This is a genomic window from Ruegeria sp. H9 (genome assembly GCF_056532915.1).
On record NZ_JBQFNX010000002.1, the window covers coordinates 501,025 to 514,790 of the forward strand.

Here is a 13,766-nt window from a genome sequence, read left to right on the forward strand (position 1 = left end):
ATGACACACACTGAAAACACTTTGGATATCAAGTCCGTCGACGCTTATCTAAACACGCATCTTGTTGGGTATCATGGCCCTCTTAAAGCTACAAAATTCACCGTGGGTCAGTCGAACCCAACCTATCTGCTGCGTACGCCGGCCAAATCCTATGTTCTGAGACGCAAGCCGCCGGGCATATTGCTGAAATCCGCACATGCAGTGGATCGGGAATTTCGCGTACAAGCAGCGCTGGCTGGTAGCAAAGTGCCCGTCCCGCAAGTACATCTGCTTTGTGAAGATGACAGCGTCATAGGCTCTGCCTTTTACGTGATGGAGCATCTGAAAGGGCGCACATTTGTCGACCCTGTCATGAAAGGCGAAAACAATGCGACGCGCACGGGTGTGCTGAAAGAGATGAACCGCGTACTGGCCGAACTGCACATGGTCGATATCGATGCGGTGGGTCTTTCGGATTTCGGACCTCCAGGCAACTATTTCGAGCGGCAAATTGCTCGCTGGACCAAACAATATCGCGCCTCTGAGACCGAAAAAATCGCCGAGATGGATCAGCTGATCGCCGGGCTTGAGCGCCAGATCCCCGAGGATGATAATCAAAGAACACTAGTTCATGGGGATTACCGCATCGACAATCTTATGTTCGAGGCGCATGGCACCGCCTGCATCGGAGTGCTGGATTGGGAGCTATCGACCATCGGCCATCCATATGCCGACCTGGCGGCCGTCATCATGCAGTGGCAGCTGCCCCCGGGCAAGGAGGGTCGGGGGTTGGCTGGCGTAGATCGGTTAAGCCTCGGGCTGCCGTCCGATCAGGACTTCATCACCGAGTATTGCGCGCGCCGCGGCCTAACGGGGATTGAGAATTTTGGCTTCTACCTTGCTTTTAACTTCTTTCGGATGGCCGGTATTCTGCAAGGTGTCTACAAGCGGGCCTTGGATGGAAACGCGTCAGACCCGGCACGCGCTAAGGCTTTCGGTGCCTATGTGCCGGTCTTCGCCCAAAACGGATTATCTGCGCTGCAAAAAACGTAGGCAGTATTCTCGGCGCCCTTCAACAAATCCAGCAAAAATCAGCAGAATTCGCTGTTGCCTCGGATCTCACGAAGGCAAGATCGGCCTGATCAAGATGGAGTTGCCTCATGGGATTTGATCCGACCGCGCAGACCGACATCCACAATTGGATGCACCGATATGTGGAGCAGAGGAAATACGCAGGCAGCGCCCTTCTGATCCACCAGAACGGGCAAGAGGCATTCTTTCACGCATGTGGCCGCCGCTGCATTGAAACCGACCTCGCGTTCCAGCGCGATAGCCTGGTTCGGATCTATTCGATGACTAAGCCTGTGACGTCCGTTGCTTTGATGATGTTGGTGGAACAAGGGTTGTTTCATCTAGATGCCCCGGTTTCCGATTTCCTGCCAGAGTTTGCAACGATGCAAGCCTTGGTCCCGGGTGCAACGCAGTTGAACCAGACCGAGGACGCGCCGACACCCAGCTTGCATCAATTGCTGACGCACACCAGCGGGCTGAGCTACCCATTCAATCCCGGTGTGTTACCCGAGGCTATGGATGCGTTTGATCTAATCTTTTCTCCGCAACAGGGTCTGCTGGCAGATCGGGTCAAAGTGCTGGCAGAGTTACCGCTGGCGTTTCAGCCGGGCAGCCGCTGGGAATATTCGGTAGGGATCGACGTGATTGGCCGCGTGATTGAAGTCGTATCAGGCAAACCGCTGGACGTGTTTCTGACCGAACACATCTTTCGACCACTTGGGATGAGTGAAACCGCGTTTTCAGTGCCTGAAGGGGCAGGGGACCGATTTGCCTCGCTCTACACCCCGCTCGAAGGCGATGCCATGGCGCTGAATGCCGCAAAATCGGGTGGCGAAACACTGCGGTTGGTGGATCGGGCCGGAGAGTCCCCGTTTGAGGCGGCAACGACCTTTTCTGGCGGTGGCGGATTGATCAGTACCATCGACGATTACAGCAAGTTCGCCGAGATGTTGCGAAACAAAGGAACCGCAAATGGCGCGCGATTGCTTGGGCCGAAGACTGTAGAATTCATGTTTCGCAACCATTTACCGGACGATATTGCATCCATGGGTCCACAAAGCTTTGCCGAGCAACCCATGGAAGGCACAGGCTTTGGCATCGGAGGCGCGGTGGTACTGAACCCGGCGCGCACCCGAGCCCCAAGCTCGGTTGGCGACTATGGCTGGGGCGGGATGGCCTCGACCTACTTCTGGATCGATCCGGTCAACGCGCTGTCGACTGTGTTTTTTACACAGCTCTCGCCATCCAGCTCTTATCCATCCCGAGCCGAGTTAAAGGCGCTTGTTCACGCGGCGCTCGTTGAATGATCGGTGTTTGAGTGATACCGGAAAAGGCCAAGACGCCGGAGAGCCCCGAATGACCGAAGCCGAACGCATATTGCTTGATCTGCTGAATATCGAACCGCTTGAGGTCGATTTGTTTCGCGGAACCGGTTCTGGTGGCGAGACACCAACGCGTATCTTCGGCGGGCAGGTGATCGCGCAAGCGCTTGCCGCAGCGTACAGGACGGTCGAGGATCGTTTATGCCATTCCTTGCACGCCTATTTCATAAGGCCCGGAGATCCGTCAATTCCGGTTATATATCAAGTGGATCGCGCGCGCGATGGAGGTTCTTTTACAACCCGCCGCGTGGTTGCGATCCAGCATGGCAAGCAAATTTTGAACATGTCGGCCTCGTTTCACAAGCAGGATGACGGATGGGAACATCAGCATCCGATTCCGGACGTTCAAGCGCCCGAGCACCATCCATCGCGTGACGAATTGCGCGAAAAATACCTGGATCGCGTTCCCGAAAAGCTGAAAGCTGAATTGCTGCGCGAGCGCCCGATCGAAGTGCGCGAAATTGATCCGCTGGACCTGTTTGCACCCGCCAAGGCAGATGACAAGAACCACGTCTGGTTTCGCATGGGCGCAGCGAACCACGCGGACACCGTCACACAACATCTTCTATTGGCCTATGCCTCGGATATGAGCTTGCTCAGTTCCGGAATGCGGCCCCATGGGCTGAGCTGGTTCACTGGTGAAATTGATGGGGCCAGTCTGGACCATGCCATCTGGTTTCATGCACCCGTGCAGTTTCAAAACTGGCATCTGTATTCGATGGAGTCGCCGTGGACAGGGCAGGGGCGCAGCTTCAATCGGGGTTCGATCTTCTCGCAGGATGGCAAACTGGTTGCATCCGTCGCGCAAGAAGGCCTGCTCAGAAGACGGAAACCGCGCTAAGAACTGCCAGCAAACCTTTGATTAAGCTTCATCATTCCACCTAACCATCGGTCGTAGTCTTCTGTTTTTAAACGCATATAGTCAAGCACTTGTGGATGCGGAAGAATCAAGAAACGTTCATCCGCCAACGCCTCGACACAGGCTTGGGCGACCTCATCAGGTTCAATTATTCCGTCAATCGCGGCGACCGAATCCTCATGTCCACGTATCATCTCGGACCGAACGGCCTGTGGACACAGAACTGAGACCCTGAGACCTTTACCGCCATAGGTCATCGCAACCCATTCAGCAATACCCACAGCCGCATGTTTGGTTACGCCATAAGGGGCTGCGCCGGGTTGATTGAGCAATCCAGCCGCTGATGCTGTGATCATCAAATAACCACCACCACGCGCAACCATCCTTGGGACCAGGTGCCGCGCGGTCCAGACATGAGACATCACGTTGATCTGCCAGATGCGGTCCCATTCAGCATCCGGCACTTCAAATCCACCTAAGGTGAGTATTCCCGCATTGGCACAGAATAAATCAATCGGAGCGATCGTATCCTCGACAGTCTCAATCAGATTTCGAATATCACTTTCCTTGGACACATCACAGCTGAGTGCATCACCGCCAATTTGCGCCGCCACGGCCTGCGCGCCGGCAAGGTCGATATCGGCGCAGACTACATGCGCACCTTCTTCTGAGAACCGCTTGGCAAGACCTTTACCTATGCCATTTGCAGCGCCAGTGATGACGACGGTCTTCCCAATCAGAACCATTGCATAGCTCGTGTCTTACTTCTCAAACACAGCGTAACATATTGGCAAGCCACGACCAATGTGTGTTCTATAGTCGTGGCTCGCTTGCTAAGTATTTTACATAATACCGATTATGCGAGTAACAGATGCAGCCTCAGTAAAATGCCTGTAGTCCGGTTTGCGCCCGCCCCAGGATCAATGCATGAACGTCGTGCGTGCCCTCATAGGTGTTGACTGTCTCAAGATTGATCATGTGACGCACCACCTGGAACTCAAGTGAGATACCGTTGCCGCCGTGCATGTCACGCGACATCCGCGCAATGTCCAATGCCTTGCCGCAATTGTTACGTTTGATGATCGAGATCATCTCGGGCGCAGCTTCAGCCTGATCCATCAGACGGCCGACGCGCAAGCTTGCTTGCAGTCCCAAAGAGATTTCGGTCTGCATCTCTGCCAGTTTGCGTTGAAACAACTGGGTCTGCGCAAGTGGTCGATTGAACTGTTTACGATCCAAGCCGTATTGACGCGCTGCGTGCCAGCAGCATTCCGCGGCCCCCATCGCACCCCAGCTGATACCATAGCGTGCGCGGTTCAGGCAGCCGAACGGCCCCTTGAGACCCTGAACATGTGGAAGCAAAGCGCCCTCGTCCACCTCAACGCCATCCATGACAATTTCACCTGTGATCGAAGTACGCAGGCTCAGCTTGTTCTCGATCTTCGGTGCGCTCAGGCCCTTGGTGCCTTTATCCAGCACGAACCCACGAATCTTGCCATCATGCGCATCTGACTTGGCCCAGACCACATAGACATCTGCGATCGGTGCGTTTGAAATCCACATCTTGCTGCCGGTCAGACGATACCCGCCATCAATTTTCTCGGCGCGGGTCTTCATCGCCGCCGGATCCGAACCCGCATCCGGCTCTGTCAGGCCAAAACACCCAATCCATTCGCCACTTGCCAGTTTCGGCAGATATTTGCGACGCTGTTCTTCGCTGCCATAGGCGAAAATCGGGTACATCACCAACGAGCTTTGCACCGACATCATCGAGCGATAGCCGGAATCCACCCGTTCAACTTCCCGCGCCACCAGTCCATAAGATACGTAGCTCGCACCGATCCCGCCATATTCTTCGGGGATTGTCGTGCCCAACAGCCCCATTTCACCCATTTCACGAAAGATCTCGGGATCGGTTTCTTCGTTTGCAAAAGCCTTGGTGACACGCGGCTGCAATTTCTCCTGGGCGTAAGCGCGCGCGCTGTCGGCAATCAGGCGTTCATCCTCTTCCAACTGGTCCGACAAGCGAAACGGGTCGTCCCAGTTGAAACGTCCAAGGTCAGGCGCATCTTTTGCGCGCAGGACAGGCTTTGTATCTGGAGCGTTCATTTTGCTTCTCCGACTTGAATAGATTTGCGCAACTATAATCTGAGAAATATTCAAAAAACAGCGAGACATTTGCATTGTTTCATGATCAAAACGCATAGATGGACACCAAGCGCCCTATCCTGCCACCTATATCCGCGCTGCGCGCGCTTGAAGCTTTGGATCGCCTTGGATCAGCCTCGTCAGTCGCGGATGAAATGGCACTGACGCAGAGCGCGGTCAGTCGGCAACTGCAGACGCTTGAAGCGCATTTGGACGCAGAATTGGTCAGCCGTGATCGCAAGCGATTGTCACTGACAAAGGCTGGACAAGACTATGTACAAGAAATTCGGCCAGCCTTGTCTCAGATCGCGCAGGCGGCGCTGAAACTGCACATTTCCCCTGTCGGTGGGACATTGAATCTGGCGATTCTGCCGACATTCGGAATGCGCTGGCTGGTACCGCGTCTGCCGGATTTCGCCCGCCGCCATCCGGATATCACAATCAACATGACCACGCGGTTGCGACCGTTTAGTTTTGCTTCGGAACCCTTTGATGCGGCTTTACATTTTGGGGAACCTGATTGGCCCGGAACTGATCGCTTGCTATTAAGTGTCGAGCGGGTTTTGCCCGTCTGCGCGCCCGAGCTTTTACCCAAAGGCACTCCGACCTCACCTCGCGATCTGCTAAAACTGCCGCTGCTGCATATCCAGACACGACCGCGCGCCTGGCAGGACTGGTTTCAACAGATGGGTGTCACGCACCCGCATCCCCTGCCCGGCACCGTCCACGACCAGTTCAACACGATCAACCAAGCCGCGCTGCACGGCCTGGGTGTTGCCCTGTTGCCAAACTATCTGGTGGAACAAGACCTAGCGACAGGTAGGCTGGTTGCAGCCTTCCCTGACGCGATAGAGACGATGGGGGCATATTATCTGGTTTGGCCGCGCGAAAAATCGGGTGATGGATCATTGCGAGAGTTCCGACACTGGCTTGCTTCTCAGGCCCAGACCGAAGAGTCATTGCCGCGTTAGCCGAGCGCGTACCCTGCCCCGCGTACAGTGCGCACCGGGTCTTCGCCGCCATGTTGGGTCAACGCTTTGCGAAGGCGTCCGATATGAACATCAACGGTACGCGTATCAACGTAGATGTCACGGCCCCAGACGCGGTCAAGCAACTGCTCTCGGCTCCAGACCCGGCCGGGCTTCTCCATGAATGTGCTCAGCAACCGGAACTCGGTCGGGCCCAGTTTTAACAGCTTGTTGTCGCGGCTTACCTTGTGGGTCTCAGAGTCCAATATGATATCGTCAAACTCCAACCGGATGCCCACGGTCGCTGGACGCACTCTGCGCAATTGTGTCCGTACACGCGCCATCAATTCGACAACCGAGTAAGGCTTAACCACATAATCATCGGCACCGGTTTCAAGGCCGCGCACTTTATCAACCTCTTCCGAGCGCGCCGACAGCATGATGATCGGAATTGATCGGGTGTCGGGCCGCGTTTTCAGGCGGCGGCAAACCTCGATACCGCTCAGATTGGGCATCATCCAATCCAAAACGATGATATCCGGGCGGTCTTCTTCGACCAGCAACAAAGCTTCGTCGCCATTAGCGGCACGGATAACCCGGAACCCTTCGGCGTCCAGATTATAGGCCAGTACCTCTCTTTGGGCCAACTCATCCTCAACAACCAGTACCGTCGGTTGATCAGCGGACATGACTGAGATCTCCTAGATCGTTTGCGACGTGTTGTCGGCTTTGGGGCGCGCTTCGCTGGGTCTCTCGCCGGTGACGAGATAGACGACCTGCTCGGCAATGGCGGTGACGTGATCGCCCATGCGTTCGATATTTTTTGCGATGAAATGCAGGTGCATGCACGATGAGATATTGCGCGGATCCTCCGCCATGAAGGTCAGGAACTCGCGAAACAGGCCGTTATACATCTGGTCCACTTCCAGATCCCGTTCGATCACGTCCTGCGCCAGCTCAGCATCACGCTGGATATAGGCATCCAGCGCGTCGCGCAGCATCCGCTCGACCTCGCGCGCCATTCGGCGCAGAGCGGCGGCACTGCCGTTGATTTCGCCGGCATTCACCAGAACGGTCGTTCGCTTGGCGATGTTCTTGGAGTAATCTCCAATCCGTTCAAGGTTGGTCGCAACTTTCAGAACGGACAGAACCAGCCGCAAATCGCTGGCCGTCGGTGCACGCAAGGCAATCAGGCGCGCGGTCTCTTCGTCAATCAGTTCTTCCAGTGCGTCGATGGCCTTGTCGCCTTGACGCACTTCATTTGCCAGTTCTTCGTCGCGGGTCTCCAGCGACCGGGCCGCGCCCATAATGGCGGCTTCGACCAGTCCACCCATCTTCATGATGTGTGCTTGGATGGCCTCAAGGTCGCGGTCGAACGCGGATGCAATATGTTGTTCGCTCATTGCAGTTATCCTGTGCTCAGCCAATCCGGCCGGTGATGTAACTTTCGGTTCGGGGATCTTCGGGGTTGGTGAAGATCTGCCCGGTTTCGCCGAACTCAACCAAGTTCCCCAGATGGAAAAACGCTGTCTTCTGACTGACCCGCGCGGCCTGTTGCATCGAATGGGTTACGATCACCACTGAATAGCGTGAACGCAGTTCGTCAATCAGTTCCTCGACCTGCGCGGTTGCGATTGGGTCGAGCGCCGAACAGGGTTCGTCCATCAATAGCACCTCAGGCTCGGTGGCTACGGCGCGCGCAATGCAAAGACGCTGTTGCTGACCACCAGAAAGGCCGGTACCGGGGGCATCCAGACGGTCCTTGACCTCATCCCAGATCGCACCACGACGCAGAGATTTCTCTACGATTTCATCCAGTTCTGCCTTATTCTTGGCAAGGCCGTGGATACGCGGACCGTAAGCCACGTTGTCATAGATCGATTTGGGGAACGGGTTCGGTTTTTGAAAAACCATGCCGACCTTGGCACGCAACTGTACCGGATCTACGCGCTTGTCGTAAATGTCTTCACCGTCCAGCAGGATATCACCCTGCACCCGGCAAATATCGATTGTGTCGTTCATCCGGTTCAGACAGCGCAAGAAAGTGGATTTACCGCAGCCAGAGGGTCCGATGAAAGCCGTCACAGTCTTGTCTTCGATATCGACGCTCACGTCCTTGATGGCGTGGGTCTCACCGTAGTAGACCTGAACCTGTTTGGCGTTGATCTTGATGTCTTTGGAGTCCACGGTTCTCTCCACTCGTGTCATATCGTTCATTTTAAACCCCTCCTACCAGCGGCGTTCAAAGCGGCGGCGCAGGATGATAGCGATGATATTCATGGTCAGCAGGAACATCAAAAGGATGATGATGCCACCCCAGGCTTTCTCGTAAAAACCCACATCGGCACGCGCGGCCCAGGTGTAGATCTGTGCCGGCATGGCCGAGTTCGGCTCGGTGAAGCCCGCCAAAAAGCCATCGGGATAGCCTCGGGCGACAAAGCCCACCATGCCGATCAACAGCAACGGAGCAGTTTCACCCAGCGCCTGCGCCAGACCAATGATGGTACCAGTCAGGATACCGGGCGCGGCCAACGGCAGCACGTGGTGGAAGACGGCCTGCATCTTCGAGGCCCCTACCCCCAACGCCGCGTCGCGGATAGACGGGGGAACCGCCTTTAGCGAGGCTCGGGTCGAGATGATGATCGTTGGCAGGGTCATCAGCGTCAGCACCAGACCACCCACCAGCGGTGCCGACTGCGGCAGGTGCATGAATTGAATGAACACTGCCAGCCCCAGGATACCGAAGACGATGGACGGAACGGCGGCCAGGTTCGAGATATTCACCTCGATCAGGTCGGTAAATTTGTTCTGCGGCGCAAACTCTTCCAGATAGATCGAGGCGGCGACCCCAATGGGCAGCGATAGGCACAGCACCACCAGCATCATGAAGAACGAGCCAACAACTGAGGCACCAATACCCGCGCCACCGGGGTTATCCACGCCCGAGTCCGCACCAGTGATGAACGGCCAGTTGAATGCCTGTTTGATGATCCCTGCCTCTTTCAACGCGTCCACCAGATCCAGATCGCTGAGTTGCAGGAAGCGGCTGTCCTGCAGGGTGTCACGAGACACCCGACCCTTGAAGTAGCCATCCACACGGCTTGAAGCCGCCAGATCGAACATGATCGGCTCACCCAGCTTGCTAGGATTATCGGCATAGAAGGTTCGGATCGTACCGCCGATTTTGCCCAACAGACGCTCGATGGCATCCTGATCGAAATCCACGGTGATGCCACTTTCGGCTAGTTGTTCATTCAGTTCCGCAATGAACAGATTGGAGTAGGCCTTTGTCTTGAACATCGTGCCTTCGGCTTCATCGCGCTGCGCTTCACTCAGCGTGAATTCTAAACTGATAACTGTGCGCTGGAAGGCCGGGATGCCCTGCGACAGGATTGAGGCAAACAGCACAATCAGAAAGAACAGTCCGGTCGCGATGGCGACGATCCCATAGGCGCGAAAACGCTTTTCGGCAGCCGCGCGTTTTTTGGTCCGGGCATCGGATGCAGTCAGCGAGGTCGAGGTGTTTTGCATGCTGGCGTCGGTCATTCGTACTGCTCCCGATACTTGCGCACGATATAAAGGGCGAAAACGTTCAGCCCCAGCGTGAGGATGAACAGCGTCATGCCAAGCGCGAAGGCGACGAGGGCCTCGGGCGAGGCGAAATCGGCGTCGCCTGTCAGCTGGCTGACGATCTTGGCGGTTACGGTGGTCATGGCCTCGAACGGGTTCAGGTCCAGACGCGCAGCGGCCCCTGCCCCCAGAACCACGATCATGGTCTCACCAATTGCGCGCGAAGCTGCCAGCAAGATCGCACCGACGATCCCGGGCAAGGCTGCGGGCAAAACGACCTGCCGGATGGTCTCGGATTGTGTGGCCCCCAGCCCGTAAGAGCCATCACGCATGGCCTGAGGCACCGCGTTAATGATGTCGTCGGAAAGCGACGAAACGAACGGGATCAGCATGATGCCCATGACAAGACCGGCGGTCATCACCGCCGTACCGGCTTTCATCCAGCCCAATCCGTCATCCCCGAACACGCTCAGCAACAGCGGGCCAACGGTCAGCAGGGCGAAAAGGCCGTAAACGATGGTCGGGATACCGGCCAGCACCTCAAGCATCGGTTTGGCGATCGAGCGCACGCGCGAAGAAGCGTACTCACTGAGATAAATCGCAGCGAAAAGACCGATTGGCACGGCCACCAACAACGCCACCAACGAGATATAGAACGTGCCCCACAGCAAGGGGATGATACCCAGATCTGATGCCCCGCCACGGCCCGAGAAACTGGGCGCCCAGGTAGTACCGAAAAAGAACTCTGATGCCGGGTAAAGCTTGAAGAACTCCCACGTATTGAAAACCAGCGAAAGGACGATGCCGACCGTTGTCAGGATCGCAATCGACGCAGCCGCCAGCAGCATCACACGAATTCCCTGCTCAACCACATTGCGGGCACGATATTCAGAATGCGTCTGGAACCAACTGAACACAGCCCCGGCCAAGGCGACCAGTATCACAGCGGCGGACATTATCGCGTAACCGGTTGAATTTATCGCCCGATAGGCTTGAGCTGCATGCAAAACCGTCTGCGTGATGTCCGAGGTTACGACTTGACCCGCGTCCTTCAACTTTTGGGTCATCTCGGAAATATCCGCCCGCGCATCCTGTGCGAGCGTTTCGGTGAGATGTCCCTGCGCAACGGCACTGTCCAGACCATTTGCGGTCCGACGCACCTCGGCCATAACAAGACTGCGCGACGATCCTTCCTTGATCGCCGTTTCGGGAACCATATCCGAGATCTGAGAGTTAACGTAGAGCGGCTGAACCAGCAGCCAGACGATCAGCAAACCTAAGGCGGGAACTATGACTTTCAGTGCGACGTTAGCGCCATAAAACGAGGGAAGAGAATGCAGATTGCGGCTGTCCCCTCCGGCACTTTGCAAGGCGCGCATTCGCCCCAAAACATATCCGACTGCCGCGATCGCAAGCACGATCAGAATGAGCCAAAGAATTGGCATGACGCCCCCATAGGTCTTGATCGGGATTAGGGAAAAATTGGGGGCGACAGAAAACGCCGCCCCCAGTCAATTCAATCGGGGTGAGGGATTAGCTGCCCGAACCCAAGGTTACTTCGTTGGCAATCGCGTCCTGCGTTTTTGCCAGTTCAGGATCGGCAACCAGACCGTAGTTGGCCAGCGGGCCCGAGGGACCAGCAATTTCTTCATGAGTGAAGAACTGGGCGTATTCTTTCAGACCGGGGATCACGCCGATATGCGCTTTCTTGACGTAGAAAAACAGCGGGCGCGAGACGGGGTATTCACCCGACGCGATGCTCTCGGTCGACGGTGCGATACCACCCATCGTAGCCACTTTCAGCTTGTCGGTGTTGTTCTCGTAGAACGCCAGACCAAACACGCCGATACCATTGGTGTTGGTGTCGATGCGGGCCAGAGTTTCGGTGTAGTCACCGTCGATATCGACCGATTTGCCGTCGGTGCGCACGTCCAGGCATGCATCTTCGGCGTCATCTTCGCTTAGGCCGCCCGCGACCATGGCTTCCATCGCGCCCGTCGCTTCGCAACCTGCCAGCAGAACCTTGTCTTCGAACACTTCGCGGGTACCGTGCTTGGTGCCCGGGATGAACATTGCGATTTCCACATCCGGCAGGTCAGCGTTGAACTCGGCCCAGCTGTTGAAGCTGTTGTCGACCAGCGCGCCATCTTTCATCACTTTCGATCCGATGGCGTTGTAAATATCCGCGGGCTCAAAGGCAGTGAACGCAGGACCCGACTGCTGGCTTGCAAATACGATGCCGTCATAACCGATGCGGACTTCCATGATATCGGTCACACCGTTTTCGGCGCATGCTTTAATCTCTTTTTCACGGATGGCACGCGATGCGTTTGCAACATCGATCGTGTTTTCACCGACGCCTTCGCAGAAGCGTTTCAGACCGGCGGACGAGCCGCCTGATTCAACAACCGGTGTGGGGAAGTCGGTATTTTCACCGAACAGTTCTGCAACGATTGACGCATAAGGCAGAACGGTGGAAGAGCCAGCAACTTGAACGTTGTCACGCGCAGCAGCAGTGGTTGCCGAGACGGCAGCGATAGCCAGCGCAGAAGCCGACAGTTTTACAAAGGACATTTCAGTCTCCTTGAAAAGGATGGGTACTGATCATCCCCATGATGATCTGAGCGCAGCACTATGACGCCTGCGTAAGCCTTTTGTGACAGGTATGTAACGGTTTCATGACAACTCATGAATTTCTCAGAAATTCTTAACTTGACGAAGCGTCACCCCAGTAAAGCCTGCGTTTGGCACGATCTCAGCGTGGTAGAATGACCGTAAACGTCGCTCCCTGCCCCGGTTCACTTTCCACCCGCAACCTGCCCCGATGGCGATTGACGATATGCTTCACGATCGCAAGCCCCAGTCCGGTTCCGCCCAACTCGCGCGAGCGGTGACTGTCTGCGCGGTAGAACCGCTCGGTCAACCTGGGCAGGTGTTTGGCATCAATACCGGGCCCTTGATCAATGATCTTGATCCTTACCGCGGGACCGCGCATCGCCGTATCCCGCTCAGACAGTGTTACGACCACACCGACCTTGCCACCGCTGCCCCCGTATTTGATCGCGTTTTCAACGAGATTGGTTATCACCTGACGAAGCTGATCGCTGTCTCCGACCATCTCGATCGACTCGTTTGGGGCATCCAACGAAACAACAACACTGGCATCATCCGCCAGCGGTCGCAGAGTGTTTAAGGTCGATTGAATCAGGCCTGTCAGTTCCAATGGCTCTTTAGGTCTGACCCGTTCTTCACTTTCCACCCGATTGAGCGACAGCAAATCCCCCACAAGCCGGTTCATCCGATTGGCCTCATCCGCCATGATCTGAAGAAAGCGGTCGCGGGCGGCGGTGTCGTCGCGGGCGGGGCCTCGCAATGTTTCGATAAACCCCATCAAGGCCGTTAGCGGCGTGCGCAATTCATGGCTGACATTGGCCACAAAATCGCGCCGCATCTGACCGGCCTGTTCCAAATGCGTGATATCCTGAAATACCGCCAATACCGCCTCGGTCCCGCCGACGAATCTGCACTGCACCTCAAACGTCGTATCCTGAGCACCATCATTGGAAAGATGCCGCGCTTTGCCGGGTTGCTTCGAGCGCAGGCATTGTTCGACGGCATCGATGACCTGAGGTTGGCGCAGGATCGTGGCAAAATGCCTGCCTTCGATTGCGTGCCCCAAAAGCGTCCGTGCCTCGCTATTTGCGGCGACAATACGCTCGGTCTGACCGACCAGCACGGCGGGCATCGGAATGGCAGAAACCAATTCGGCAAGCAGGGTATCCGTCATGC

General features: G+C 56.1%; 13 protein-coding genes. 4 read left to right on the forward strand and 9 right to left on the reverse strand.

Annotation, left to right across the window (positions count from 1 at the left end):
• From ACR0CZ_RS11040 to ACR0CZ_RS11050, 3 genes are all read left to right on the forward strand, one after another.
• A complete protein-coding gene (locus tag ACR0CZ_RS11040) occupies window positions 1-1,032 on the forward strand; it encodes a phosphotransferase family protein (protein ID WP_170393072.1) in 1,032 nt (343 codons plus the stop codon).
• A gap of 107 nt (window positions 1,033-1,139) precedes the next feature.
• The gene (locus tag ACR0CZ_RS11045; RefSeq protein ID WP_170393071.1) at window positions 1,140-2,357 is read left to right on the forward strand and encodes a serine hydrolase domain-containing protein; all 1,218 of its coding nucleotides are present in this window, start codon (window positions 1,140-1,142) and stop codon (window positions 2,355-2,357) included.
• A gap of 49 nt (window positions 2,358-2,406) precedes the next feature.
• Window positions 2,407-3,273 (forward strand): acyl-CoA thioesterase, encoded by an 867-nt coding sequence (locus tag ACR0CZ_RS11050; RefSeq protein WP_170393070.1) that lies wholly within the window; start codon window positions 2,407-2,409, stop codon window positions 3,271-3,273.
• Here ACR0CZ_RS11050 and ACR0CZ_RS11055 read toward each other — a convergent pair.
• The gene (locus tag ACR0CZ_RS11055; protein ID WP_170465355.1) at window positions 3,270-4,037 is read right to left on the reverse strand and encodes an SDR family oxidoreductase; all 768 of its coding nucleotides are present in this window, start codon (window positions 4,035-4,037) and stop codon (window positions 3,270-3,272) included. The two genes, ACR0CZ_RS11050 and ACR0CZ_RS11055, sit on opposite strands and share 4 nt — an antisense overlap.
• A 133-nt stretch (window positions 4,038-4,170) precedes the next feature.
• Window positions 4,171-5,400, reverse strand: a complete 1,230-nt coding sequence (locus tag ACR0CZ_RS11060; RefSeq protein WP_170393068.1) for an acyl-CoA dehydrogenase — start codon at window positions 5,398-5,400, stop codon at window positions 4,171-4,173.
• Between the two features lie 98 nt (window positions 5,401-5,498).
• Between ACR0CZ_RS11060 and ACR0CZ_RS11065 the strand changes: the two genes are divergently transcribed.
• The gene (locus tag ACR0CZ_RS11065) at window positions 5,499-6,410 is read left to right on the forward strand and encodes a LysR family transcriptional regulator (protein ID WP_170393067.1); all 912 of its coding nucleotides are present in this window, start codon (window positions 5,499-5,501) and stop codon (window positions 6,408-6,410) included.
• On the opposite strand, the gene phoB is transcribed toward ACR0CZ_RS11065, so the two are convergent.
• The 7 genes from phoB to ACR0CZ_RS11100 form a co-directional block, all read right to left on the reverse strand.
• Window positions 6,407-7,096, reverse strand: coding sequence for a phosphate regulon transcriptional regulator PhoB (gene phoB, locus ACR0CZ_RS11070; protein ID WP_170393066.1), 690 nt, complete (start codon window positions 7,094-7,096; stop codon window positions 6,407-6,409). The genes ACR0CZ_RS11065 and phoB overlap by 4 nt on opposite strands.
• Before the next feature lie 12 nt (window positions 7,097-7,108).
• Entirely contained in the window at window positions 7,109-7,810 is a 702-nt protein-coding gene (gene phoU, locus ACR0CZ_RS11075; RefSeq protein ID WP_170393065.1) for a phosphate signaling complex protein PhoU, read from the reverse strand.
• 16 nt (window positions 7,811-7,826) lie between these two features.
• A complete protein-coding gene (gene pstB, locus ACR0CZ_RS11080; RefSeq protein ID WP_170393064.1) occupies window positions 7,827-8,624 on the reverse strand; it encodes a phosphate ABC transporter ATP-binding protein PstB in 798 nt (265 codons plus the stop codon).
• 12 nt (window positions 8,625-8,636) lie between these two features.
• Window positions 8,637-9,953, reverse strand: a complete 1,317-nt coding sequence (gene pstA / locus ACR0CZ_RS11085; protein WP_170393063.1) for a phosphate ABC transporter permease PstA — start codon at window positions 9,951-9,953, stop codon at window positions 8,637-8,639.
• Window positions 9,950-11,422 carry a phosphate ABC transporter permease subunit PstC gene (gene pstC, locus ACR0CZ_RS11090; RefSeq protein WP_170393062.1) on the reverse strand — a complete coding sequence of 491 codons (1,473 nt, stop codon included), beginning with the start codon at window positions 11,420-11,422 and terminating at the stop codon, window positions 9,950-9,952. Before pstC ends, pstA begins: the two co-directional genes overlap by 4 nt.
• Window positions 11,423-11,510: 88 nt before the next feature.
• Entirely contained in the window at window positions 11,511-12,551 is a 1,041-nt protein-coding gene (locus ACR0CZ_RS11095; RefSeq protein WP_170393061.1) for a substrate-binding domain-containing protein, read from the reverse strand.
• A 181-nt stretch (window positions 12,552-12,732) separates the two neighbouring features.
• Window positions 12,733-13,764, reverse strand: a complete 1,032-nt coding sequence (locus ACR0CZ_RS11100) for an ATP-binding protein (protein ID WP_170393060.1) — start codon at window positions 13,762-13,764, stop codon at window positions 12,733-12,735.
• Window positions 13,765-13,766 lie beyond the last annotated feature (2 nt).